Annotated in this window: 23 protein-coding genes and 2 tRNA genes; 10 read left to right on the top strand and 15 right to left on the bottom strand. The window is 70.0% G+C overall.

The genetic code is table 11. From position 1 onward, the window contains the following. The first annotated feature begins 5 nt into the window (after nt 1-5). From ACZYRU_RS22000 to pknB, 4 genes are read left to right on the top strand one after another with little or no spacing between them, the layout of a single operon-like run. Nucleotides 6-1394: an FtsW/RodA/SpoVE family cell cycle protein gene (locus tag ACZYRU_RS22000; RefSeq protein ID WP_488959231.1), complete on the top strand. Its 1389-nt coding sequence runs from the start codon at nt 6-8 to the stop codon at nt 1392-1394. Then, on the top strand, nt 1391-2923 hold the full coding sequence (locus tag ACZYRU_RS22005) for a peptidoglycan D,D-transpeptidase FtsI family protein (RefSeq protein WP_488959232.1): 1533 nt from the start codon (nt 1391-1393) through the stop codon (nt 2921-2923). The genes ACZYRU_RS22000 and ACZYRU_RS22005 overlap by 4 nt, the downstream gene beginning before the upstream one ends. Continuing rightward, nucleotides 2920-4449, top strand: a complete 1530-nt coding sequence (locus ACZYRU_RS22010; RefSeq protein WP_488959233.1) for a serine/threonine-protein kinase — start codon at nt 2920-2922, stop codon at nt 4447-4449. The genes ACZYRU_RS22005 and ACZYRU_RS22010 overlap by 4 nt, the downstream gene beginning before the upstream one ends. Next, nucleotides 4446-6326: a Stk1 family PASTA domain-containing Ser/Thr kinase gene (gene pknB / locus ACZYRU_RS22015; RefSeq protein WP_488959234.1), complete on the top strand. Its 1881-nt coding sequence runs from the start codon at nt 4446-4448 to the stop codon at nt 6324-6326. Before ACZYRU_RS22010 ends, pknB begins: the two co-directional genes overlap by 4 nt. Before the next feature lie 12 nt (nt 6327-6338). Here the strand turns inward: pknB and ACZYRU_RS22020 are convergent, their stop codons facing one another. Beyond that, nucleotides 6339-7145: a DUF881 domain-containing protein gene (locus tag ACZYRU_RS22020; protein WP_488959235.1), complete on the bottom strand. Its 807-nt coding sequence runs from the start codon at nt 7143-7145 to the stop codon at nt 6339-6341. 44 nt (nt 7146-7189) lie between these two features. Here ACZYRU_RS22020 and ACZYRU_RS22025 point away from each other — a divergent pair, with 44 nt between their 5' ends. Beyond that, nucleotides 7190-7699 (top strand): cell division protein CrgA, encoded by a 510-nt coding sequence (locus ACZYRU_RS22025; protein ID WP_488959236.1) that lies wholly within the window; start codon nt 7190-7192, stop codon nt 7697-7699. A gap of 276 nt (nt 7700-7975) precedes the next feature. On the opposite strand, the gene ACZYRU_RS22030 is transcribed toward ACZYRU_RS22025, so the two are convergent. Beyond that, complete coding sequence (locus ACZYRU_RS22030; protein WP_488959237.1) at nt 7976-8896, bottom strand: rhomboid family intramembrane serine protease; 921 nt, start codon at nt 8894-8896, stop codon at nt 7976-7978. Between the two features lie 10 nt (nt 8897-8906). Beyond that, entirely contained in the window at nt 8907-9413 is a 507-nt protein-coding gene (locus ACZYRU_RS22035; RefSeq protein ID WP_488959238.1) for a peptidylprolyl isomerase, read from the bottom strand. 183 nt (nt 9414-9596) lie between these two features. On the opposite strand from ACZYRU_RS22035, the gene ACZYRU_RS22040 reads away from it, so the two are divergent. Then, nucleotides 9597-9866 (top strand): hypothetical protein, encoded by a 270-nt coding sequence (locus tag ACZYRU_RS22040; RefSeq protein ID WP_488959239.1) that lies wholly within the window; start codon nt 9597-9599, stop codon nt 9864-9866. 15 nt (nt 9867-9881) lie between these two features. Here ACZYRU_RS22040 and ACZYRU_RS22045 read toward each other — a convergent pair whose 3' ends face one another. Together ACZYRU_RS22045 and ACZYRU_RS22050 are read right to left on the bottom strand one after the other, a co-directional pair. Next, nucleotides 9882-10217 carry a DUF3817 domain-containing protein gene (locus ACZYRU_RS22045; protein WP_488959240.1) on the bottom strand — a complete coding sequence of 112 codons (336 nt, stop codon included), beginning with the start codon at nt 10215-10217 and terminating at the stop codon, nt 9882-9884. Next, complete coding sequence (locus tag ACZYRU_RS22050) at nt 10214-11008, bottom strand: SURF1 family protein (protein ID WP_488959241.1); 795 nt, start codon at nt 11006-11008, stop codon at nt 10214-10216. Before ACZYRU_RS22050 ends, ACZYRU_RS22045 begins: the two co-directional genes overlap by 4 nt. 100 nt (nt 11009-11108) lie before the next feature. On the opposite strand from ACZYRU_RS22050, the gene ACZYRU_RS22055 reads away from it, so the two are divergent. From ACZYRU_RS22055 to ACZYRU_RS22065, 3 genes are read left to right on the top strand one after another with little or no spacing between them, the layout of a single operon-like run. Further along, a complete protein-coding gene (locus ACZYRU_RS22055; protein ID WP_488959242.1) occupies nt 11109-11831 on the top strand; it encodes a FadR/GntR family transcriptional regulator in 723 nt (240 codons plus the stop codon). Then, a complete protein-coding gene (locus ACZYRU_RS22060; RefSeq protein ID WP_488959243.1) occupies nt 11828-12562 on the top strand; it encodes a sterol desaturase family protein in 735 nt (244 codons plus the stop codon). The genes ACZYRU_RS22055 and ACZYRU_RS22060 overlap by 4 nt, the downstream gene beginning before the upstream one ends. Before the next feature lie 12 nt (nt 12563-12574). After that, nucleotides 12575-13348: an MBL fold metallo-hydrolase gene (locus ACZYRU_RS22065; protein ID WP_488959244.1), complete on the top strand. Its 774-nt coding sequence runs from the start codon at nt 12575-12577 to the stop codon at nt 13346-13348. Between the two features lie 6 nt (nt 13349-13354). Here ACZYRU_RS22065 and ACZYRU_RS22070 read toward each other — a convergent pair whose 3' ends face one another. The 4 genes from ACZYRU_RS22070 to egtB form a co-directional block, all read right to left on the bottom strand. Continuing rightward, a complete protein-coding gene (locus tag ACZYRU_RS22070) occupies nt 13355-14317 on the bottom strand; it encodes a hypothetical protein (RefSeq protein WP_488959245.1) in 963 nt (320 codons plus the stop codon). Between the two features lie 103 nt (nt 14318-14420). Continuing rightward, nucleotides 14421-16046 (bottom strand): alpha/beta hydrolase, encoded by a 1626-nt coding sequence (locus ACZYRU_RS22075; protein WP_488959246.1) that lies wholly within the window; start codon nt 16044-16046, stop codon nt 14421-14423. Nucleotides 16047-16981: 935 nt separating this feature from the next. Next, nucleotides 16982-17956: an L-histidine N(alpha)-methyltransferase gene (egtD, locus tag ACZYRU_RS22080; protein ID WP_488959247.1), complete on the bottom strand. Its 975-nt coding sequence runs from the start codon at nt 17954-17956 to the stop codon at nt 16982-16984. Further along, nucleotides 17953-19236: an ergothioneine biosynthesis protein EgtB gene (egtB, locus tag ACZYRU_RS22085; protein ID WP_488959248.1), complete on the bottom strand. Its 1284-nt coding sequence runs from the start codon at nt 19234-19236 to the stop codon at nt 17953-17955. The genes egtD and egtB overlap by 4 nt, the downstream gene beginning before the upstream one ends. Before the next feature lie 116 nt (nt 19237-19352). Between egtB and ACZYRU_RS22090 the strand changes: the two genes are divergently transcribed. Beyond that, nucleotides 19353-20069, top strand: coding sequence for a flavodoxin family protein (locus ACZYRU_RS22090; protein ID WP_488959249.1), 717 nt, complete (start codon nt 19353-19355; stop codon nt 20067-20069). A gap of 26 nt (nt 20070-20095) precedes the next feature. On the opposite strand, the gene ACZYRU_RS22095 is transcribed toward ACZYRU_RS22090, so the two are convergent. From ACZYRU_RS22095 to ACZYRU_RS22120, 6 genes are all read right to left on the bottom strand, one after another. Beyond that, nucleotides 20096-20437 (bottom strand): hypothetical protein, encoded by a 342-nt coding sequence (locus ACZYRU_RS22095; protein WP_488959250.1) that lies wholly within the window; start codon nt 20435-20437, stop codon nt 20096-20098. Nucleotides 20438-20485: 48 nt separating this feature from the next. Beyond that, nucleotides 20486-23368 (bottom strand): DUF3427 domain-containing protein, encoded by a 2883-nt coding sequence (locus ACZYRU_RS22100; RefSeq protein ID WP_488959251.1) that lies wholly within the window; start codon nt 23366-23368, stop codon nt 20486-20488. Beyond that, nucleotides 23365-23757, bottom strand: a complete 393-nt coding sequence (locus ACZYRU_RS22105; RefSeq protein WP_488959252.1) for a (deoxy)nucleoside triphosphate pyrophosphohydrolase — start codon at nt 23755-23757, stop codon at nt 23365-23367. Before ACZYRU_RS22105 ends, ACZYRU_RS22100 begins: the two co-directional genes overlap by 4 nt. A gap of 175 nt (nt 23758-23932) precedes the next feature. Continuing rightward, nucleotides 23933-24008, bottom strand: a tRNA-Ala gene (locus ACZYRU_RS22110). 64 nt (nt 24009-24072) lie between these two features. Continuing rightward, nucleotides 24073-24198 (bottom strand): DLW-39 family protein, encoded by a 126-nt coding sequence (locus ACZYRU_RS22115; RefSeq protein ID WP_488959253.1) that lies wholly within the window; start codon nt 24196-24198, stop codon nt 24073-24075. A gap of 58 nt (nt 24199-24256) precedes the next feature. Then, a tRNA-Ile gene (locus ACZYRU_RS22120) sits at nt 24257-24330 on the bottom strand. Nucleotides 24331-24400 lie beyond the last annotated feature (70 nt).

A 24400-nucleotide genomic window follows, 5' to 3' on the forward strand; every position in this document is an offset into this window, starting at 1 on the left:
CCGCCATGGCCACCAACTCCGCGCTGATGGGATTCGTGCACCGCCGCCGGCGGGGCGCGGAGCTGTTCCTGCTCGTGCTCGCCCTGGTCGTCGGCATCGGCGCCTACGCCGCCGTCGGCCTGGGCGTCGACGGCGAGGTGCCCGCCAACCTGATCGGGTACGGCGGCTGGCTGACCCTGCTCGTCGTGGCGGCCCACGTGGCGGTCCGCATCGTCGCGCCGTACGCCGACCCGGTGCTGCTGCCCGTCGTGGCAGCCCTCAACGGCCTGGGCCTGGCGGTCATCCACCGCGTCGACCTGGCCAAGGACACCGGCCTCGCCAGCCAGCAGCTGACCTGGATGACGCTCGGCGTCGCGCTCTTCGTCGGCACCCTGATCGCGCTGCCCGACCACCGGCTGCTCGCCCGGTTCACCTACACCTCGGGCCTGGCCGCGATCGTGCTGCTGGTCCTGCCGATGGTCCCCGGCCTCGGCACCTCCATCAACGGCGCGAAGATCTGGATCTCGCTCGGCCCGTTCAGCTTCCAGCCCGGCGAGGTGGCGAAGCTGCTGCTCGTCATCACCTTCGCCGGCTACCTCGTCGTCCACCGCGACGCGCTCGCCCTCGCCGGGCGCCGCGTGGTCTTCGTCGACCTGCCGCGCGGCCGCGACCTCGGCCCGATCCTGATGATGTGGGTGGTCAGCCTCGGCATCCTGGTGCTGCAGCGCGACCTCGGCTCCAGCCTGCTGTTCTTCGGCCTCTTCCTGGTCATGCTGTACGTCGCCACCGAGCGTCCCGGCTGGCTCGTCGTCGGCGCCATCCTGTTCTTCGGCGGCGCCACCGCGGCGTACCGCATCTTCGGCCACGTGCAGAGCCGCGTCGACATCTGGTTGCACCCGTTCGCCGACGCCGACGGCAAGGGCTACCAGCTGGTGCAGGCGCTCTACGGCTTCGCGTGGGGCGGCCTCGTGGGTCGCGGCCTCGGTGAGGGCATGCCCCAGCGGGTGCCGTACGTCGAGTCCGACTTCATCCTCGCCGCCATCGGCGAGGAGCTCGGTCTCACCGCCGTGATGGCGGTGCTGCTGCTCTACGGCCTCGTCGTGGAGCGGGCGCTGCGCGCGGCCCTCATCTCCCGCGACGGCTTCGGCAAGCTGGTCGCGACCGGTCTCGCCGCGGTGTTCGCGCTGCAGGTCTTCGTCGTCATCGGCGGCGTCACCCGGCTGATCCCGCTGACCGGCCTGACCACACCATTCCTGTCGTACGGCGGGTCGTCCCTGGTCGTGAACTGGGTGATCATCGCCATCCTGCTGCGTATCTCCGACCAGGCCCGCCGGCCGCTGCCCGACCTCGCGCCCGACGCGGAGGACCCGGACGAGCAGGCCACCCAGATCGTGAAGGTGGTGCCCGAGCGATGAACAAGCCGATCCGAGCGGTCTCCATCTTCTGCATGTTCCTGTTCCTCGCCCTGATGGCGAACGTGACCTACGTGCAGTTCGTGAAGTCCGGCTCCTACAACAAGGACCCGCGCAACGCCCGGGTCGCCGAGGCGTCGTACAGCCGCGAGCGGGGCCAGATCATCGTCGGCGACGAGCCGGTGGCGACGAGCAAGCCGGTCGACGACCGCTACAAGTACCTGCGGGTCTACCCGGAGGCCGGCGCCCGGATGTTCGCCCCGGTCACCGGCTACCTGCAGCTCGGCAGCCAGACCGGCATCGAGCGCAGCCAGAACGCCGTGCTCACCGGCGAGGACCCGCAGCTGTTCGTGACCCGGCTCGTCGACCTGCTCAAGGGCGAGACCGCGCAGGGCGGCAACGTCGTGCTCACCCTCGACGCGGCCGCGCAGAAGGCCGCGTTCGAGGGCCTGCGCGACACCCTCGGCCCGCGCGGCGAGGGCTCCGTGGTGGCGATCCAGCCGAAGACCGGCCGGATCCTCGCGATGGCCAGCTACCCGTCGTACGACCCCAACGAGCTGGCCAGCCACGACTCCGCCAAGGCGTCGGCCGCCTACAAGGGGCTCGACGCCGACGAGCGGGAGCCGCTGCTCAACCGGGCGATCCGCACCCGCCTGTTCCCCGGCTCCACGTTCAAGCTGGTGACCGCGGCGGCCGCGATCGAGAACGGCAAGTTCCACGCCGGCGACCAGGTCCCCGCGGGCGCGACGTACCAACCGCCGGGCACCACCCACCGGATCGCCAACGACGGGCGCAGCCAGTGCAGCCCGGCGAAGGTCTCCTTCGCGACCGCCATGGAGTGGTCGTGCAACACGACCTTCGCGCAGCTCGCGGTCGACGTCGGCCCCGACAAGATGCGCGCCCAGGCCGAGGCGTTCGGCTTCAACAGCGACTACCTGCGCGACCTGCAGGGCCAGGTCCAGTCGGTCTACCCGGCCAGCGTCGATGTCCCGGAGAGCGAGGGCGGCGGCACCCGCGAGCTGAGCCTGGCCGAGACCGCGCAGACCGGCATCGGCCAGAACACCGTCCAGGCGACGCCGCTGCAGATGGCCATGGTCACCGCGGCGATCGCCAACCAGGGCACGTTGATGCGGCCCTACCTCGTCGAGAAGGTGCAGACCGCCGGCTTCAACGTGCTGCGCACGAGCGAGCCCGAGGTGTTCAACGAGCACGCCGTGTCGGCCCAGACCGCCGGTGAGCTCACCCAGCTGCTCGAGGCGACCGTCGACAACGGAACGGCGTCGCCGGCCGCGATCCCCGGCGTCAAGGTGGCCGGCAAGACAGGCACGGCGCAGCGCGGCGACTCGTTGTGCAGCGCGGGCGGCAAGCCGCCGTACGCCTGGTTCGTGTCCTTCGCCCCGGCGGAGGACGCCGAGGTGGCGGTGGCAGTCATGATCGAAGAGGCGCCGGACGTGGCGTGCGGCGAGATCGCGGGCGGCCAGCTCGGTGGTCCGATCGCGAAGGCAGTGATGGAAGCGGTGTTGAAGAAGTGACCGAGCAGAGCAGGTACGCCGACCGGGCCGGTCGCTACCGCCTCGACTCCGTGATCGCCACCGGCGGCATGGGCGTGGTCTGGCGCGCGACCGACACCCGGCTCGGCCGGCCGGTCGCGGTCAAGGTGCTCAAGCCCGAGTACGCCGACGACGCGACGTTCCGCAGCCGGTTCGAGGGCGAGGCGCGCAGCGCCGCCGCGCTCCACCACCCGGGCATCGCGGGGGTCTACGACTACGGCGCCGGCGGCCACGCCGAGGGAGCCGGCGACGACCTGCCGCCGTACCTCGTCATGGAGCTGGTCGACGGCCAGCCGCTCTCGGCGCTGCTGTCCAACGCCCGCGCCAGCGGCCGCACCCTCGACACCGGGGTGGTGCAGGACCTGATGGCGCAGGCCGCCGACGCGCTCGGCGTCGCCCACCGCGCCGGCATCGTGCACCGCGACGTGAAGCCGGCGAACCTGCTCGTGACCTCCGACCGCACGGTCAAGATCACCGACTTCGGCATCGCCCGCGCGCTCGACTCGGTCGCGCTGACCCGCACCGGTTCGGTGATGGGCACGCCGCAGTACCTCAGCCCCGAGCAGGCCCGCGGCAACCCGTCGACGCCCGCCTCCGACGTCTACTCGCTCGGTGTCGTGGCCTTCGAGTGCCTGTCCGGGCGCCGCCCGTTCGAGGCCGAGACGCCGGTCGCGACCGCGCTCGCCCACCTCCAGCAGCCCGTCCCGCAGCTGCCGCCGAGCGTGCCAGGGCCGCTCGCGGCCGTCGTACGCCGGGCGCTGGCCAAGGACCCGGCCGAGCGGTACCCCGACGGCGCCGCCTTCGCCGATGCGCTCCGCTCGCCCGAGGTGGCGGCCGCCGCCGCGACCCCCGATCCCGACGAAGGGACCCGGGTGCTGACCGGCGTCGTGCCGCCCGTGCCCGCCCCGGTGCCCGCCAGCCCGCCGTCGCAGCCGATGCGCCGCCTGGACAGCCCGGCGGCGTATGCCGGCGACAGCCGGCCCGCACCGGACGACGACGAGCGGCGCAGGTCGCCGTGGCCGATCGCGGTCGCCGTGATCGTGCTGGTCATCCTCGCCGTGGTCGCGGCCGTGCTGCTCCTCGGCAACCGCGGCGACGACACCCCCGTGGTCGAGGACACGACGACGCCGACCTCGGAGCCGACGACGGAGCCCACGACGGAGCCGACCACCGAGCCCACGACGGAGCCGACCACCGAGGCGCCGAAGACGGTCGAGGTCGACGAGGACCAGTACACCTGCTTCAGCGACTACCACGACGCCGTCGCCGACCTGCGCGCCGACGGCCTCAAGGTCACCTGGGAGCAGGACTCCCAGACCAACGACGGCGGCTGCGACGAGGGCACCGTGTCCCGGTTCTCCCGCAACGGCACGCTCACCGTCGGCGACGCGATCGTCGTCTACTACTGGGGCCCGGCCCCGGAGGAGCCGAGCACCGAGCCGACCGAGCCCAGCAACCCGATCACCCTGCCCACCGCTCCCACCGACCTGACAGGTGGTGCCCAGTGACCACTCCTCCGCACGAGCCCGGCGCCGGCCGGCCCGTCGTCGGCGGACGGTACGAGCTCGGTGAGCTCCTCGGCCGCGGCGGCATGGCCGAGGTCCGCAAGGGCACCGACACCCGGCTGGGTCGGGTCGTGGCCGTCAAGCGGCTGCGCACCGACCTCGCCAGCGACGCCACCTTCCAGGCCCGGTTCCGCCGCGAGGCGCAGTCGTCCGCGTCGCTGAACCACCCGGCGATCGTCGCGGTCTACGACACCGGCGAGGAGCGCACGACGCACCTCGACGGCAGCACCGAGGTGGTCCCCTACATCGTGATGGAGTACGTCGCCGGGCGCACCCTGCGCGACATCCTGCGCGAGGGCCGCAAGATCCTGCCCGAGCGGGCCCTGGAGATCACCAGCGGCGTGCTGTCGGCGCTCGACTACAGCCACCGCGCCGGGATCATCCACCGCGACATCAAGCCCGGCAACGTCATGCTCACCCCGTCCGGTGACATCAAGGTGATGGACTTCGGCATCGCCCGCGCGATGAGCGACGCCCAGTCCTCGATGACCCAGACCGCGGCCGTCGTCGGCACCGCGCAGTACCTCTCCCCCGAGCAGGCCCGTGGCGAGACCGTCGACTCCCGCTCCGACGTCTACTCCGCCGGCTGCCTGCTCTACGAGCTGCTGACCGGGCGGCCGCCGTTCGTCGGCGACTCGCCGGTGGCGGTCGCCTACCAGCACGTCCGCGAACCCGCCGTACCCCCGTCGCGGCACGAGGACGACCTCACCCCCGAGGTCGACGCCATCGTGATGAAGGCGCTCGCCAAGCGGGTCGAGGACCGCTACCAGTCGGCCGCCCAGATGCGCGCCGACATCGAGCGCTACCTCGCGGGACGGCCGGTGCAGGCCGTGCTGCCCTCCGAGACCAGCGAGACCTCGGTCGTCGCGCCGCGGCACGCCGCCCCGGTCGAGCACCACGAGACCGCGATCCGGCAGCCGCTGCCGCCCGACCGCGACCGCGAGAGCGACCGCCGCAGCCGGGCGACCCTGTGGGTCCTCCTCGGCCTGCTCATCGCCGCGCTGATCGGTACGGCGTTCTTCGTGCTGCCCCGGCTCTTCGACAACACGCCACCGCCGGAGCGGGTCCCGAACGTGGTCCGGATGACCGAGGACGACGCCCGCGCCGCGATCGGCAAGGCCGGCTTCGAGGTCGGCACCGTCAGCGTCCGCAACGACGACACCATCGAGGCGGGCCGGGTCATCGAGCAGAACCCGGTCGGTGACGACTACGTCGAGGCCGGCACCCGGATCAGCTTCGTCGTCTCGCTCGGCAAGGGGCAGTTCGCGCTGCCCTCGGTGGTCGAGCAGAAGCGCAAGGCGGCGATCCAGACCCTGGTCGACGCGGGGATCGCCGAGCGCAACATCACCTCGCGCGAGTGCGACACCGACGACCCCAAGAACACCGTCGTCGAGCAGACCCCGACCGCCAACACGATGGTCGACCAGGACGCCACCGTCCAGCTGTGCCTGTCCGACGGGCCGGAGACGGTGCCCAACGTGGTCGGCATGAAGCAGGCCGCCGCCGAGCAAGCGATCCGCGCCGCCGGCTTCGTACCCGTCGCCCGGGACGCCCGCGCCGACGACACCAGCCAGAAGAAGGGCCGGGTCACCGAGCAGATCCCCGCCGACGGGACGCTGCCGAAGGGTGCCAACGTCGTCATCCTGGTGTCGGTCTACGAGCCGGCGCCGCCGGTCGTCGACACCGACGGCGACGGGCTGCCCGACGCCGACGAGACTGCCCGCGGCACCGACCCGACCAACCCGGACACCGACGGCGACGGCGTCAGCGACGGCCAGGAGGTCGCCAACGGGACCGACCCGCTCAACCCGCTGGGGTGAGTCGGGGGCGCCTCAGCGCAGGGGCCGGGCGTACTGCAGGTCGACCAGGCCGTCGTACGCCGGCGCCTCGATCCGGTCCTCGACCTCGAGGTCCCATCCCATCTCGATGAGCGGGTTGTCGGCGTCCTTGCGGTAGCCGGCGACGATCGGGTCGCCGGCGACCGAGGAGTAGAGGTCGCCCTCGTCGCCGACCGCCTCGATGACGTAGGGCTGCGGGAACGGCTCGCCCTGGAGCTGGACCACGGGACCCTTGCAGCGGATGCCGGTCGTGGAGATCACCCGCTGGCCCGCGATGGTGACGGCGGTGGCGCCTCCCCGCCACAGCGCGTTGACCAGGGCCTGGATGTCCTGCTGGTGCACCACGAACCGGTTGAGGTTGAGCTGGTCGTCGGGGTCGAGGTGCCTGTTGCGCTCCACGGCGTCGTCGAGGAGCTCCTCCGGCGCGTCGGAGAGGGTGATCTTCAGGCCCGGCCCGGTGCGCGGCGTCATGCCCGCCGGGTCACGCAGCTTGGCGATCTCGCGCCGCGCGTCGCGCACTCCCTTGTCGCCGACGCCGGCGCTGAGCCGCTCGACCTGGTCGGACAGCTCCTGGTACCTCGCCTCGACCTTGCGGTAGTCCGACGCCTCGCCCTCGACCAGCCCCGCGAGGTCGGTGTAGCGACCGGGTCGCAGGTCGGATCCCTCGCTGTTGGTGGCCGAGACGGCGAGCAGCGCACCGCACAGCAGCACCACCGCAGGGGTGCCCACCCGCCACGCCTTGGAGCGATCGCGCGCCTCGGGTCGGCGGCCCGTCGTACCTCCGGCGTGGGCACCCGTCATACTGACAGTGTCCACCACCACTGAACCTGATCGAGGAGCCACCCGTGGCGAAGTCGTCCCGCCTGTCGAAGCGCAAGGAGCGCGAGGTCTTCGGCGACCCCGATCGCGGCCCGCTGCTGAGCATCCGCTTCGCCATCGCGCTGGTGCTGATCCTCGGCGGTATCGGCTGGATCCTCTACACGTACTACGGCATCCGCCCCTCGGACGGCTGGACCTCGACGTTCACGAAGAGCGGCAAGCCGGTCCAGCCGGGCGGTCCGTCCTTCTTCGCCGACCTCGACACGAAGAACTACCTGATCGGCTTCATCGCGTTCTTCCTCGGCCTGATGGTCTCCGCCCACCCGTCCACCCCGATGGGTCGTGGCCGCGGCGTCGTCATCAGCATGCTGGCCTGCTTCCTCATCGGCCTGCTGTGGATCTGCGTCTTCTACATCTTCCTGACGGGCAACGACCCCAAGGACATCCCGATCCTCAACGACCTGGGCCAGAGGAACCTGTTCGTCGGCATCGGGTTCATGGCCGTCGGCTTCGCCTTCGCCACCCGCTGGGAGTAGGCCTCCCGCTGCTCGTACGCCGCGCCGGCGGACCCTCGTGGTCCCGCCGGCGCGGTTGTTTTTCCACCGGTGGTTTTCCCCAAGGCTGTCCACAGCTGGGGAGAACTACATGGGTGTCATTCATCCACATCGGTGGAAAAGCCTGGGGAAAACGCCGACCCGGCAGAAACTGGCTCGAAAAAGCAGCCGACCCGGCAGAAAGTTCTGCCGGGTCGACGCGATTCGCGAGCCACTTTGTGCCGGGTCGACGCGATTCGCGAGCCAGTTCCTGCCGGGTCAGGTGAGGGTGAGCGTGCGGAGCACGGTGGCGGCGACGAGCACGGCGCCGATGGCCGACAGGCCCGCCGCCTGCACGGCCGTGCGACGCTCCTTCGGCGCCAGCACGAGCACGGCGGCGATCGCCGCGCCTCCGACCAAGCCGCCGAAGTGGCCCTGCCAGGAGACGTTGTGGACGCTGAAGGTCAGAGCCACGTTGATGCCGATCCAGACCAGCAGGCTCTGCACGTTGCCGCCGATCTTGAGGCCGACCACCAGGAGCGCGCCCATCAGGCCGAACACGGCACCGGATGCGCCGACGGTGGTGGCCTGCTCGTTGGACAGCCAGTAGACGGCCACCGAGCCGGCCAGTCCGGAGAGCAGGTAGAGCGCGAGGTACCGGCCGCGGCCCAGGATCGCCTCGAGCTGCGGGCCGAGCACCCACAGCGCGAGCATGTTGAAGCCCAGGTGCCACGGCTCGACGTGGGTGAACATCGAGGTGAGCAGCTGCCAGACGGCGCCGTCGCTGACGCCGCTCGCCCAGTGGGCGGTGGTGCCGGCGTGGCACTGCGCCTCGTTGATCAGCGGGTAGTAGCTGCCGTCGTTCTCCCGGCACGAGCCCGTGGCGGCGAGCGCGAAGAGCTCGTAGAGCTTGCTGCCGTAGCGGCCGGTCGCCATGATCGCCGCCCACACGACGACGTTGATGCCGATCAGCGCGATCGAGACCGCGCCCGGGTTGCCGGTGATCTGGCCGCCGTACGCCGTGCGCGCCTGGCGCACCGACGTGCGCCCCTCGGCGACGCACTCGGGGCACTGGAAGCCGACCGACGCCTCGCGCATGCAGTCGGGGCAGATCGGGCGGTCACAGCGCTGACAGCGGATCCAGGTCTCACGGTCGGAGTGCCGGTAGCAGGTCGGCACTCCGACCGGAGGGGTGCTCATGCGGGGTGGGTCAGCCGATGATCTCGACGGACTCGATGACGACGTCCTCGACGGGACGGTCCATGCGACCGGTCGGCGTCTTGTCGATCGCGTCGACGACGTCGCGGGAGGCCTGGTCGGCGACCTCGCCGAAGATGGTGTGCTTGAAGTTCAGCCACGTCGTCGGCGCGGTGGTGATGAAGAACTGCGAGCCGTTGGTGCCCGGGCCGGCGTTGGCCATCGCGAGCAGGTACGGCTTGTCGAAGGTGAGCTCGGGGTGCGGCTCGTCCTTGAACTGGTAGCCCGGGCCACCGGTGCCGGTGCCCTGCGGGCAGCCGCCCTGCAGCATGAAGCCCTCGATGACGCGGTGGAAGATCAGGCCGTCGTAGAACGGCTCGCCCGCACCCTTCGCCGAGTTCGCCTTCTCGCCCTTGGCCAGGCCGACGAAGTTGGCGACCGTCTCCGGCGCGTGGTTCGGGAACAGGTTGAGCGTGATGTCGCCCTTGTTGGTCTTCAGGACGGCCTGCTGCTCTGCCATGGAAGTGCCTCGTCTCCAGGTGGTACGGGTGTGGTGCGGAACGACCTCGATCCTACTGACGAGCACACGCACGGCCACACGCCCGGCCACCACTCGCCAGGGGTTGACCCCCGCCGCCGGGGACGTGGTGGGATGGAGTCGTCGACCCGGCCGGGGTCGGGAACGACGAAGGGAGCGCAGGGCATGGGAAAGCTGAAGAAGCTGGTGGTCCTCGGTGCACTGGGGGCGATCGTGAGTGCGGTGGCCAAGAAGCTGCAGGGCGGCAACGAGTCCCCGTGGCAGTCGGCCCCCGAGCCGACCTCGCCCGCGATGCCGACCGCACCGACCCCACCCGCTCCCCCTGCCGCGGCCGAGCCGATCGACGAGCCCGACCAGGTCCCGCCGCCGCCCGCGCCGGCCGACGCGCGCCCGGACCCGCTCACGGACCCGCTGCCGGAGGAGCCGCAGGACTAGTCGCCTGCAGCAGGCTCAGCCCTGCGCGAGCTCCGCGTGGTCCTCGCGCAGGCGCTGGGCGACCCGGCGCTCGACCCAGAAGATCAGGCCGGGGACGAGGCCGGCGATGAGCATCAGGCCGAGCTGGGGGATCGTCCAGCGCGCCTTCTGCGTGAGCAGGAAGGCGACGACGACGTACACGATGTAGACCCAGCCGTGCACCAGCCAGATCGGGGTGAGGTCGTCACCCAGCCGCTGGAGCGTGGTGCCGTCCTGGAGCAGGTACTTCAGCAGCGAGCCGACGGTGCCGACGAGCAGGAGCACGCCGACCACGAGCGCGAGCACGCGGTAGACGTTGAAGAGCTTGGTCACGGGTCCGAGCGTACGACGGGCTCCTCGCCCGCCTCGGCGTCGGCCTCCTCGAGCACCCGCTCGGACGTGGCGTCGCGCACGTAGCGGAACCACAGGAAGGCCGCGAAGGCGGCGAACACCCACCACTCGATCGCGTACAGGATGTTGCGCAGCCCGGTGAACCGGCTCGCCTCCGGCAGCTGGTCGAGCGTCGCGCCGTCGATCCCGGCCGCGGCGTCGGCGGCCAGCGGCTCCTCGGCGACCACGTAGGCGCCGTACAGGTCCTGGTCGACGCGCTGGACCAGGTCGGCGATCCGCAGCTCCGGCAGCACGTCGTCGCGCGGGTCGTCGTCCTCCTGGCCGCTGCCCTCGGGCGGCTGCAGCCAGCCGACCAGGTCGACCTCGCCGCTCGGCGGGGCCGGCAGGCTCGCGGGGTCGGTGCCGGCGGGCACCCACCCCCGGACCACGGGTACGGCGGGAGCGTCCGCGTCACCCACCGTGATCGGGGTGACCAGCCAGTCGCCGTCGACACCCGTCGCACCGGCCCGGCCGGACACCAGCACGGTGCCCTCGGGCAGGAAGGTGCCGCGCACCTCGACCGGACGTCCCAGGCCGGCCGTCGGGAACGGGTCGTCGGGGCCGATCAGGTCGGTCATCGCGACCGGCTTCGCGTGGGTCAGGTCGACCCGCTCGGCGTCGCGGCGAGCCTGCCAGGCGTCGTACTGCCACACGCCCATGCCGACCGCGATCGACACGCAGACCAGTCCGAGCAGGTGGGCACCCCACAACCGCATGCTCCACCACCGCACCACGTCAGCAGCCTACGAGTCGCCCGCACACCGGCGGGCATCGGGATCAGGCAACTGGTCTGACCACTTGACCACCTGCCGTAGGCCGGCCTACGGTGCCCCCATGGCCCTCCGCCCCGTCACCCGCCGCTCGGTGTCCGACCAGGTCTTCGACCAGCTCCTCGACGAGGTCGTCGACGGCGAGCTGCCCGCCGGCGAGCCGCTGCCCAGCGAGCGTCGTCTCGCCGAGGTGCTCGGCATCTCCCGCCCGGCCGTGCGCGAGGCACTGCAGCGGATCGCGCAGACCGGGCTGGTCGAGGTCCGCCACGGCGGAGCCACCCTGGTCCGCGACTTCCGCCGCGCCGCCGGTCTCGACCTGCTGCCGCGGCTGCTCGTCCGCGGTGGGCAGCTCGACACGTCGATCGGCCGCAGCGTGCTCGAGGCCCGGGCCGAGGTCGGACCCGGCATCGCCGCTCTCGCCGCCGAGCGCGGCGGCCCCGCTCTCGCCACCGACCTGGACGCCGTCTCCGACACGATGGCCTCGACCACCGACGCGGTCGCGTGGCAGGTGCTCGCCCTCGACTACTGGGACCTGCTCGTCGATGGCGCCGACTCGATGGTGTTCCGGCTGATGTTCAACAGCCTGCGCGCCGCCTACGAGCCCGCGCTCCCCGCGCTGGCGACCGTGCTCGCCGGCGAGGTCGGGCAGGTCGAGCCCTACCGGCTGCTCACCGCCGCGATCCGCTCCGGCGACACCGCCACCGCCCGCGCCGCCGCGGCCCGGGTGCTCACCCCGACGGCCGACACGCTGCTCGGTGCCTTCGCCGCGATGGGGGACGAGAGGTGAGCCCGCGTGAGGCGCACGCCGCACGACGGCTGGCCGAGGACGAGGCCCGCCTGGACGGGAAGTACGTCGGCGACCGGGCCGCCGGACGGCGTACCAACCAGACGCTGGGCGAGGTGTTCGTCGAGTTCTGGCGCCACCCGAGCCCCTACCTGCTGGCGACCTGCCTGGCCGCCGCGGTCACGGGCCGCATCCTGTCGGGGCCGGGGAGCTGGTGGGAGCTGGCGATCCCGGCCGGCCTGGTCGCGATCCTGCCGGTCGTGGAGTGGGTGGTCCACGTGTTCATCCTGCACTGGAAGCCACGCCACGTCGGCCCGATCACCCTCGACCCCCTGCTCGCCCGCAAGCACCGCGCACACCACGCCGACCCGCGCGCCATCCCGCTCGTCTTCATCCCGTGGCAGGCCCAGCTCTGGCTCGCGCCCGCCTGGACCGTGCTCGCCTGGCTCGTCACACCGACGACGAGCGCGATGTTCACCCTGCTGACGGCGATCTACGCGATCAAGTCGGCGTACGAGTGGACCCACTACCTGCTGCACAGCGACTACCGGCCCCGCTCGGCGTGGTACCGCAAGGTCTGGCGCAACCACCGCCTGCACCACTACAAGAGCGAGCACTACTGGTTCACCGTCACCACCGCGGGTACGGCGGACCGGCTGTTCGGCACCGCACCCGACCCGAGCACCGTGCCGACGTCACCGACGGTTCAGCGACTCCACGACCTCGAGCTGTGACACCCTGACGCCGTGCGGATCTCCCACCTCAACTGCGCGACCATGAGGCCCGCCCTCGCTCCCCCCATGGTCGCCCACGTCCTGCTCCTCGAGCGGCCCGACGGGCTCGCCCTCGTCGACACCGGCTTCGGTACCGGCGACCTCGCCGACCGCAAGCGGCTCGGTCGGCCGTTCCTCACCACCGTGCGCCCCGACCTCGACCCGGGCGAGACCGCCCTGGCGCAGGTGAAGGCGCGCGGCCACGACCCGGCCGACGTCACCGACATCGTGCTCACCCACCTCGACCTCGACCACGCCGGCGGCATCGGCGACTTCCCGAACGCCCGGGTGCACGTGCACGCGACCGAGCACGCCGCCGCCACGCACCCGAGCCTGCGCGAGAAGGCCCGGTACGTCGGCGCCCAGTGGGCGCATGGCCCGCAGTGGACCCTCCACGAGGAGGGCGGCGACGACTGGTTCGGGTTCGCGTCGGTCACCGCGCTCGCCGACGACGTCGTGATCATCCCGCTGCACGGCCACACCCGCGGCCACTCCGGGGTCGCCGTACGCCGTGACGACGGCCGCTGGCTGCTCCACGCCGGCGACGCCTTCTTCCACGGCGGCCAGCTCGCCGACCCGCCGACCTGCCCGGTGTCGCTCACCGCGTTCCAGCGGCTGATGGCGATCGACAACCGGGCGCGGCTCGCGAACCTCGAGCGGCTCCAGGCGCTGGCCCGCGGCAACGACGAGGTCACCGTCATCTGCGCCCACGACAAGGCGCAGTACGACGAGCTCAGTGGCGCCTGAGCGGCGTCAGCTCGGGCAGACCGTGAAGGGCAGGTGCCCCGCGCGGGTCAGCCGCGCCGCGGCCACCGGGTCATTGAGGACGTAGCCCAGCCGGCCGCTCGCCGGGTCCGCGACGCCGCGGCTCATGACCAGGCCGAAGTCCGGGTCGGTCGGCGGCATCACGTCGGCCAGCCGGACCCGGTCGAAGGCGTCGCTGCGCTTCTCGCCGAGCTGGACGGTCACCAGCTCGGTGCCGAGGGCGACCGACCAGGCGTCGAGCTCGTCGAGCCCGTGCAGAGCAGCGGCGGGTGCCGCGGCGAGCTGCTTCTCCATGCCGGAGCCGAAGACCGTGTCGAAGGGCGTGCAGCCGCGCTCGACGTACGTCGACACCGCCTCCGTGCCCGTCAGCGCGACCAGGGCCGGGTCGGCTCCCCAGGAGTCGGCCGCCGCGGGCGGGGCGGCGGAGGTGACGAGGTGGCGGCTGTCGTCGACGACGGCGCCGGCCAGCGGACCGACCCCGGCCTCGACGGCACGGTGGATCGCGGGCATCGGCACCTTGTCGTGGAACGCGAGGACCCAGCCCTTGCCGGAGTCCCCGGACCAGCCGGCCTCCCACGAGACGTCGTCCTGGCTGATCCCGAACTGGTTGCGCAGCCGCTGGTCGACCGGCCGCAGCAGCCCCTCGGAGAGCGCCGCGGTGTGCGGGACCTTCTGCCAGAACTGGTCGCGCTCCGGGCCGGGCGTGGCCCCGTCGAGCGTCGAGAAGCCCAGCACCAGGCGGAGCTGGTCGAAGTCGGTGACCTCGAGCGTCGTGGCGGCCGCCGGCACCAGGGCCAGCACCGCGGCCGACGGCTCCTTCGAGGCGTCGTAGTCGGTGACGACCGCCTCGGGCGTCGGCACGGCCTGGTGGACGACCTTGGGCTCCCCGCTGCAGCCCGTCAGGAGCAGGACGCCGACGAGCGCGGCACCGAGACTCCCCACACGACTCACGCGCCGAATCTTGCCATGACAGCCGAGCGGGCGCCGACGAGTACGCCGACGCCCGCTCGTGGGTGAGGTCACCCGGTGCTTCCGTGCCTTCTCAGGGCCCTCCTCAGCGACCGCTCGCCTGGGCCTCGAGGAGCAGCCGGCGCAGGTCGGCCGGCATCCGGTCGTCGACCGTCAGCGGACCGGTACCCCGGGCGGACACGCTCGCCGCCGGCGGCGGGACCGGGTCGCACTTGAGGTCGCTGCCCTTGTGCTTCTTGCGCTTCGGCAGCACGCCGGTGTCGAGGTAGCTGGCGACGAGGTCGTCGGTGCAGGCGACGCCGGACAGCGAGCCGGAGTGCGTCGTACCACCCTTGCCCTCGATGAGGAACGAGGTCGGGAACGCCTTGCGGGTGACGATCGCGCCGGAGAAGATCGTCGCGGCGTCGTTGGTCTCACCGATCATCAGGATCGGCGACTTGACCTTCTTGCCGCTGACCTCGAACGCCTTGCGCGACGGGGCCGGCCAGTTCAGGCAGGGGGCGTTGTACCAGGTGTTGCCCCACGTCAGGAACGGGTGCTTGGCGTGCACGCGCCAGGCGTCGGCCTCGGTCTTCTTCCAGTTCGGCCACACCGCGTCGGTGCACTGCACCGCGTTGTAGACGGCGAAACCGTTGTCGTCGCCGGGACCGGCGTACATGTCGATCAGGTCCGCACCGTCACCGGTCTTGACCAGCTTGGCGTAGGCCAGGCCGATGGTGTTCCAGTCGTAGACGTAGTAGCCGGCGCTCAGCAGCACGTCACCGAGCTCGTCGGGACCGAGCTTGCCGCCCGCGGCGGGCTGCTTGTCGAGGTGCTTGAGCAGCTTGTAGTAGCCCTTGCGGATCGCCTTGCCGTTGGTGCCGAGGCCGAACACCGCGTTGTTCTGGGCCAACCAGTTGAAGTAGGTGCGGATGTTCTTGTCGAACTGGATGTTCTGGTCGACGTTCGACTCGTAGAACGCGCGGTCGGCGTTGAGGACGCCGTCCCACACGAACCGGCCGACCTTCTTCGGGAACATCGTCGCGTAGACCTGACCGAGGTAGGTGCCGTAGGAGAAGCCGTAGTAGTTCAGCTTCGGCGCACCGACCGCCTTGCGCAGGCTGTCGAGGTCCTGGGCGACGTCAGTCGTGTGCATGTGCTTGAGCAGCCGCTTGGCGTCAGACTTCGAGCACGCCTTGGCGTACCTCTTGGTGACGCGCTGCCACCACTTGAGGTCCTTCTTCTTGGTCGGCACGTAGTTCGGCCGGTCGTAGCCCGCACCCTTGTAGTCCGGGTTGCAGCTCAGCGACGGCGTGCTGCTGCCGACACCACGGGGATCGAAGCCGTACCAGTCGTACTTGGCGCCGACACCGTTCGGGATCGCCGCACCCAAGCGGGCCATGCCCAGGCCGGAGCCACCGGGACCACCGGGGTTGCCGACGATCATGCCCTTGTAGTCGGCGTTGGTGTGCAGGATCCGGCTGACCGCGACCTGGATCTTCTTGCCCTTGGGCTTGTCGTAGTCGAGGGGTACCTCGAGCATCGCGCACTGGGCGCCGGCGTCGATCAGACGCTGGCTGGTGCACGCGCCCCAGACAGGGGCAGGTGGGGTGTACGACGGCGCCTTCGCGGCGACCTGGGGAGCCTGCGGTGCAGCGCTGCTGCTCCCCCCGGGCACCAGCAGTGCTGTTGCCGTCGCAACCGACGCAACGATCGTCAGTGCTCTCTTCACGTCACAACCTTCCGAGATCGATGGGTGTCCGGGATCTTCCGGCGTGGGTCCGACCTTGCCGCGTCATCTCCGTCACGTCCACCCCGACGCGCGGGTAAAAGATGGGCCGCAGGCCTTCCTCGACGGTCCGCTCGGCAGGACGATGCACGGATGGCGAACCTCCGACTCGCGATCGCCTCGGTAGTGACGCTCGCCCTTCTCGGGTGGGCCCCACCTTCGTCCGCCGCCGTCTCGGCCACCGTCACGCTCCGCGCTGCGTGTCCCTACCAGGGCGAGTACGACGCCACCGTGTTCCTCTCCGAATCCATGTCCGGTCTCGACACCGGGGCCTGGAACTACGGCGTCGTCGCCAACCACGACGTCGACGGGGCGAACAGCTTCACCATCGTCGACGGCTCCTGGTACGCCGACCCGGACGGATCGCACACCCAGACCGACACCGGAACCTTCGCCTACAACGGCGGTCCGGTGACTCCGAAGGTCGTGCCCGGTGACACCTGGACGTGGCAGCTGACCAAGACCTACGGCAGCTCACAGGTGATCGCCACCGGGACGACCGTGGTGGACGCTGCGACGGGGTGCCCCGGCACGCCACCTCCCGGTGGTGGAGGCGTGGTCGCCCAGCCACCAGCTCCTGCAGCGTTCGCGGCATCGCCGAAGGCCGTCAAGGTGCACCCGAACGGCACCTTCCACTTCGCCTTCGGGGCGAACGCGGCCGGCACCGTCGTCGTGCTTGCGAAGGGTGTCGCGATCGCCGAGGCCACCTTTACGACGCCGGCGAACGGCTCGGTGTCGGCCAGGCTGAAGCTGACCAGGGCAGCGCGTCGAGCGCTGATGCGCAAGCACCGGCTGAGGACGGTCGTCACGGTCGCCCTCACCACGAGCGGCGGCAGCACGACCGCATCGACGCGGCTGCGCCTGAACTCCCGTGACCGTCAGGCCTTCACGGCGAGCGTGAGCGCGAAGTCGCCCGCGTCGTCGGTCCACACACGTGCGACGCCGAGGCCCGCGGCCTCGAGCTCGGCGGCGATCCGGCTGACCCGGAACTTGGTCGAGATCTCGATCCGGATCTCCTCCCCCATCGCCAGGTCGAGCACGACGTCGGCGCCCGGGATGCTCACCCGCTGCGGAACCTCGGCCCGCAGCCGCAGGTCCATCCGCTCCATGTGGGGGTCCCAGAACGGGACGTAGGAGAAGGCCTCGGGATCGAAGTCCGCGCCGAGCTCGCGGTTGACGACGACCAGGCTGTTGCGGATGAACTCCTCGGTGACGCCCTGGCTGTCGTCGTACGCCGCGATCAGCCGGTCGGCGCTCTTGACCAGGTCGGTGCCGAGCAGCAGCGAGTCGCCCGGCTGCAGCTGGTCCGCCAACGCGCCGAGGAAGGCGGCGCGCTCCTCGCGGTAGAGGTTGCCGATCGTGCCCCCGAGGAAGGCCACCATCCGGCGCCCACCTTCGGGCAGGTGCGCGAGGTGGAGGGTGAAGTCGCCGACCACGGCCACCACCTCGAGGCCGGGGTGCCGGGCCGCGATCTCGTCGGCCGCCTGCCGCAGCGTCCCCTCGGCCACGTCGACCGGCGCGAACCGCTTCAGCTGACCGGTCCTCGTGAAGGCGTCGAGCAGGATCCGGGACTTCTCGCTCGTCCCGCTGCCGAGCTCGACCAGCGCCGTGGCCCCACTGGCCGCGGCGATCTCGTCGGCGTGCGCCTCGAGGATCGAGCGCTCGGCGGTGAACGGGTAGTACTCCGGCAGGCGGGTGATCTCGTCGAAGAGCGCGGAGCCGCGGTCGTCGTACAGCCATCGGGGCGGAAGGGTGCGCGGATAGGTGCTCAGACCACGGCGTACGTCGGCCGCGAGGCTGTCGCTGGCCCAGTCGGGCTCGAGCAGCACGCAGACCCGGGGCGTCTCGCTCATGCGCGGACCCCGCCGTCCGCGAGGCGCAGCCCGCTCAGCGCCCAGCGTGCGCCGGGTGGGAAGAAGTTGCGGTAGCTCGCCCGCGCATGGCCCGGCGGCGTCAGCGCGCAGCCGCCGCGCAGCACCATCTGGCCGGACATGAACTTGCCGTTGTACTCGCCGATCGCGCCGGCCGCCGGGTGGAAGCCGGGGTAGGGCAGGTACGCCGAGGAGGTCCACTCCCAGCAGTCGCCGTAGACCTGCCGCAGCCGGCCGGTGCTCGCGCCGGCGGCGCGGGGGTGCCAGGTCTCGGTGTCGGCGAGGTTCCCACCGGGAGCGACGTCGCCGGTGTCGAGCCGGACGGCGTGCTCCCACTCGGCCTCGGTCGGCAGCCGCTTGCCCGCCCACGTCGCGTAGGCGTCGGCCTCGTAGTGGCTGACGTGGCTCACCGGCAGCCCGAGGTCGACGGGGAAGGTGCCGTGCAGGGTGTGCTCGAACCACACGCCGTCGACCTGGGTCCAGTAGAACGGCGCCCGCCACTCGTGGGTCTTGACCTGGGCCCAGCCGTCCGACAGCCAGAGCTCGGGACGCTGGTATCCGCCGTCGGCCATGAAGTCGAGCCACTCGCCGTTGGTCACCAGCCGGTCGGCGAGCCGGAACGACTCCAGCCAGACCTGGTGCACCGGAAGCTCGTTGTCGAACGAGAACCCCGCGCTGTCGTGGCCGATCTCCACCAACCCGCCCTCCACCTCGACCCACCCCAGCGGGTCCGGGGTCGTGATCGCGGCCGGGGCGCCGGCGTACGTCGGGCGCAGGGGGTTGAGCGAGAGCACGTGCTTGATGTCCATCAGCAGCAGCTCCTGGTGCTGCTGCTCGTGGTGGAACCCGAGCTCGATCGTGCCCGCCAGCTTGTCGATCGTGCCCTGGTCGAGGCTGCTGACGAGGTCACGCATCCGGTCGTCGACGTTGCCCCGGTAGACGCCCACGTCGTGCGCCCCCGGCCGACTGATCACCCCGCGCTCGGCGCGGTTGTAGCGGGGCCCGACCGCCTCGTAGTAGCTGTTGAAGAGGAACCAGTACTTGTCCTGGTACGGCGCGAACCCGGCCTCGTTCTCCGCCAGCACGAAGGTCTCGAAGAACCACGTGACGTGCGCCCGGTGCCACTTCGTCGGCGACACGTCGGGCATCGACTGGACGGTCTGGTCCTCGGGACTGAGGGGTGCGGCAAGGCGCTCCGTGTGGGACCTGACCTCGTCGTACCGGGTCAGGAGGGTGTCCGCCGTCCACTGGGTTGCGGTCATGGCATCGAATGTAGGACGGGGCACCGACACTCACCAGAGGTGCGGGACAGGCGTCAGCATTTGTTCACGCATCCGGGCGATCCGCCGGGGCCGCCGTCCGGGCCATGCTGGGAGGCATGACGGACATCGACCTCGACTTCAGCGACCTGCGGGCGACCTTCATCAACTGCACCCTCAAACGCTCCCCCGACCTGAGCCACACCGGCGGCCTCGTCGACGTGAGCGCCGCGATCATGCGCAAGCACGGCGTCGCCGTCGAGACGATCCGCGCCGTCGACCACGACATCGCCACCGGCGTCTACACCGACATGCGCGAGCACGGCTGGACGAGCGACACCTGGCCGGAGATCCACGAGCGGGTGATGGCCAGCGAAATCCTGGTGCTCGCCGGCCCGATCTGGCTCGGCGACAACAGCAGCGTCATGAAGCAGGTGATCGAACGGCTGTACGGCGGCAGCGGCGACCTCAACGAACGCGGCCAGTACGCCTACTACGGGCGGGCCGCCGGGTGCCTCATCACCGGCAACGAGGACGGCATCAAGCACTGCGCCATGAACGTCCTCTACTCGCTCCAGCACCTCGGGTACACGATCCCGCCCCAGGCCGACGCGGGCTGGATCGGCGAGGCGGGTCCCGGGCCGTCGTACCTCGACCCGGGCAGCGGTGGACCCGAGAACGACTTCACCAACCGCAACACGACCTTCATGACGTGGAACCTGATGCACGTCGCGCGGATGCTCAAGCGCAACGACGGCATCCCCGCCCACGGCAACCAGCGTTCCGCGTGGGACGCGGGTGCCCGGTTCGACCACGAGAACCCCGAGTACCGCTGACCGCGCACGGCGCATGAATCAACCCGTCAGCCGATCCCGGTGCAGAGCAGTGCCGGGTCGCCGATCACCGGATAGGCGTCGACGCCGTCCGGTGAGGTGTGAGTCGCGCGGAGACCGAACCGGTACGGCAAAACCCGCGGCACCTGGATCTTCATGCTCATCCCCGGCGTCAGCACGGGCAGACCCGGCGACTGGTAGATGCTCACGTCGTCCGCGGTGACCGCGATCGTGCCGCTCGATCCGTCATCGGACTGGTCGTCGACTCCCAGGATGCCCGCGAGAGCCCTGCAGTTCCTCCCTGGAGTGAAGCGCGACTCCCAGGACCCGATGTTCGAGTAGGTCGCCGCGCCCACGGCCCGGTCCGGCATGCGTCAACCCTAGGGGAGTTGCTTGGCGCGGTCCGCAGATCTGTTCTCTCAAGCGGTGATCTCTGGGTGGAAGTAGTCGAAGAGGGCTGAGTCGATCGGTTCCTCGAAGCGCAGAAGCATCCGCACAACGTCCAGGTCGTGACCACTGTCGCTCCGCATGGTCGTCTGTTCGGCATCCGAGGATGTGGCTTGGCCGAGGTAGTAGAAGTCCGATCCTTCAGCGTCGTCCTTCTTGACGAAGACGTGCAGGTCGACCTCGTTGTCGACGATCGCCTTGACCTCGTCGCTGGCCAGCGTCCTGCGGCTCCTCGTGTACCAGAGCATGGTGTGGCGATCGAGGATTGTGTCCTCGTAGGCCGTGCTCGCGGTCACCTCTTCGGACTTGTGGAGCGTCACGAAGATCGGGCAGGTCCTTGATGCGCGGTCGACCTTGTAGCCGTACAGGGTCGACGTCCACTTGCGCGGCAGGGTGAGGAGCCTGGTCGACTCCTTGCGGGAGTACTGGCGCCCTGGGGTGAATGTCCGGTCCCGTTCGTAGCGACTGGAGACAAGTGTGTCTGCGGTCTCGAGCAGGTCGTCCACGGCCGTGGCGAAGGCGCCGCCGGCCTGATAGGCAGTGAGGACGTCGGGCTCGAGCACGACCTGGCCCTCATGGATTCTCGCGATCCCTCCGCCGTACCGCTTGATGTCTGCCTCGGCGTGATGAGCCAAGGTGAGGGTGTCGACGGCGCTGTGCATCTGTCGCTCGCTCGCAGGGATGCCGGCCGCGGTCAGACCCGCGAACAACTCCCCCATCGTCTGACTCGGGGCGTCGAGCAGTGCCCGAACGACCGCGCGCTCGTGGGGACGCCTCGCCGTGAGGACCTCATGAGACAACAGTTCCAGAGCACGTCGTTCCGTGGCCGTAAGGCCGCTGTCGGTGGTCCGGAACAGACGCTCAAGGAGCGCTGGATAGTTCTTGTCCTTGGTGGCGACCAGGACCGGATCGACCGACTCGAAACGAAGGAAGTCGGTCAGCGATGGCATGTGGCCGAGGCGGTTGCGCAGCACATCAATCGACTTCTTGATGTTCTGTATGCTGTCGAGCTTCGTGTCGGTGATGGCTCGCAGGACCCGCTCCTGAGCGATCCGGTCGAACCGCACACTCGACAGACCGGGCAGGACTCCGGACTCCTCCGCGGCGATCAAGTTTTGTCGGAGTGACTCCTTGTTCAGGGACTCGTCGCCGAAGAGCGCGATCGGGATGAGGAAGTTGTTGGCGTAGTTGCCGATAAAGTCGATGACGACGAGGTAGTCCTTGCCGTCGACCTTGCGCAGCCCGCGGCCGAGCTGTTGGACGAACACAATCGCCGACTGCGTCTGGCGCAGCATCACGACCTGGTTGACGGTGGGGATGTCCACGCCCTCGTTGAAGACGTCGACGGTGAGGATGTAGTCGAGGTCGCCACGCTCGAGCGCTCGGACCTGGTCCTCGCGATGGCTGACGGAGTCCTGTCCCGTCAGTGCGACCGTTCGCAGTGAACGGGCGTTGAGAGCGATCGAGAGCGAACGCGCTTCATCGCGGCTGCTGCAAAAGATCAGCCCCCGCGGGGCGACGCCCGCCTGGCCGTAGATCTTCAACGCCTTGAGGAGGTGCTCGACTCGCTCTGGCGAGATGAGGACCTGGAGCTCGGTCTCGTCCGTAGTCGTCCGACCGTCCTCGAAGGTCAGGTCACCGACGCCGTAATAGTGGAACGGCGAGAGCATCTCCTCCTCGAGCGCGTGGCTGAGACGGATCTCGTAGGGCACGTTGTAATCGAAGAGCTCGAAGACGTTGAAGCCGTCCGTGCGCTCCGGCGTCGCCGTCATTCCAAGCATGAACTCGGGTGTGAAGTAGTCCATCACCCGGCGATGCGTCGGCGATGCCGCACGGTGAGCCTCGTCGATGATCACGTAGTCGAATGAATCCGGTGCAAAGCTCGCCAATACCTCGGGCTGCGACAAGGTCTGCACGGTGGCAAACACGTACCTGCGCTCACCCTGCTTCTGCGATCCGGTGAGCTTCCCGTACTCATGCTCCGCGCCGCCCAACACCCGCCTGTACTCGCTGATCGTCCGGTCGAGGATTTGCTCGCGGTGGACGACGAATAGCAGCCGGACAGGATCCACCGCACGGACGTCGAGTGCCGACAGGATCGTCTTGCCAGTGCCGGTGGCCGAGATGACGATCGCCTTATCGTGGCCAGAAGCGCGCACACCTGCGATCGCCTCAAGCGCGACTTCCTGCATGGCGTTGGGGACGACCCCGATGGTGGCAGGAGGATCCGCGGGATCAGCGATCTTGCGGGGTCGGGGCGCCGGCGGGGCGTAGGAGGCGGCGTAGGCCTGGACCCAGTCCTCGGTCAGAGCGACCGATTCATCGAGCTGTCCGGCAGACAGTTCTGCGAGCTGACTGCCAAGATCGCTCCCCAGGGCCGCAGTCACCTTGAGGTTCCACTCGTGGTTCTTCACGAGAGCGTTCTTGGTGAGGTTGGAGCTGCCCATCATCGCCGTGACCGAGTCAGCACGGGTGAAGATGTACCCCTTGGGGTGGAACGCCCTCGCCGGGTGGATCCGGACGTCGATGCCGAGCTGTCGAAGGTTGAGCAGTTCCTCGAACGCCGCGGGAGAGTTGAAAGCCAGGTAGTCCGAGGTGACGATGCGGCCCGTTCCCTGGAAGTCGACCAACTCCTGCTTGATCAAGGCAATGGCACCCGGTGTCACGAACGCGACGGAGAACAGGAAGTCGTGGCACTGACCAAGCTCATCGCGCAGCGTCCTGAGCACAGACGTGCCGTCGGTGTTGAGCACAACCTTCGGGTTGTGCCGCTTGGGAGCGAGGACTTCCGGGTTGAGGTAGCCGAACTCGATGTCGAGATCGAGGCCGTTCGGCCAGACGAAGTCCGCACTCATGCGTTGCAGATGATCTCGACTGCGGGGACGTCCGCCGGAGCCCACTCGAGCTGGTCAAGCTCGTCCGTCCCGAGCCAGCGGACCTCAGCGTGCTCGGTCAGGGTCGGCGTCCCGGCAACGAGCGCACACCAGAAGGTCGTCAGCGTTACGACTCCGAAGTCGTACTCGTGCCGCGTGGTCGTGACCTCGTCCCCCACGGCGATCTCGCAGCGCAACTCCTCGTCGATCTCACGGATCAGGGCGTCGCGCGGCGACTCACCGCTCTCGATCTTGCCGCCCGGGAACTCCCACATGCCGCCCAGGCGTCCTCCCGGACCTCGCTGGGCACAGAGGATCCGCCCGTCCTGGTTGATCACGGCGCCCACGACGTTGATCTGCTTCAAACTCACCCGCCCAGCTTGGCGGAAACGACCTGGCGAGGAGAGGCTATCGGTCCGGTGCGGCCGGTCGGTTTCCGCCGTTGCAACGGGCCGCTTCCCCCTACAGTCCCCCCAGCGCCCGATCTCGAACCAAACCAGAGCAGTCTTGAAATGAAAGAAACCGCAGGCTGACCTGCGGTTTCTCTGGTGGAGCCTGCGGGACTCGAACCCGCAACCCCCTGCTTGCAAAGCAGGTGCGCTACCAATTGCGCCAAGGCCCCTCGCGGTCTCGATTCACCCTCGCCTGGGGGCTCGGGCTACTCGACCAGCTTGGTTGCAGCCGATTCAGTTCTTGGGAAGCGTGTCGGTGGCCTCGGCCCAGAGGGCCTGCTCGGCCTTGCTCTCCTGGAGCTTCCGGCCGGCCAGGACGACGCCGGCGAGGCCGAAGACCGCGAGAAGAATCTTCTTCATGAACCGCTCCTCCTTCGAAGAAGCCCCGGTCCGCGGTGTACGCGGCCGGGGCTTTCCGTGGGCCTAAGAGGACTTGAACCTCTGACCCCCACATTATCAGTGTGGTGCTCTAACCGTCTGAGCTATAGGCCCGGGTGGCTCGCTGGTTCTGGGTGGAAGCCCCTCCGCAGCAAGCCGAGGTCAGACACTACCGGAGGGGGTG

The sequence above is a fragment of the Nocardioides sp. F233 genome (genome assembly GCF_057813895.1).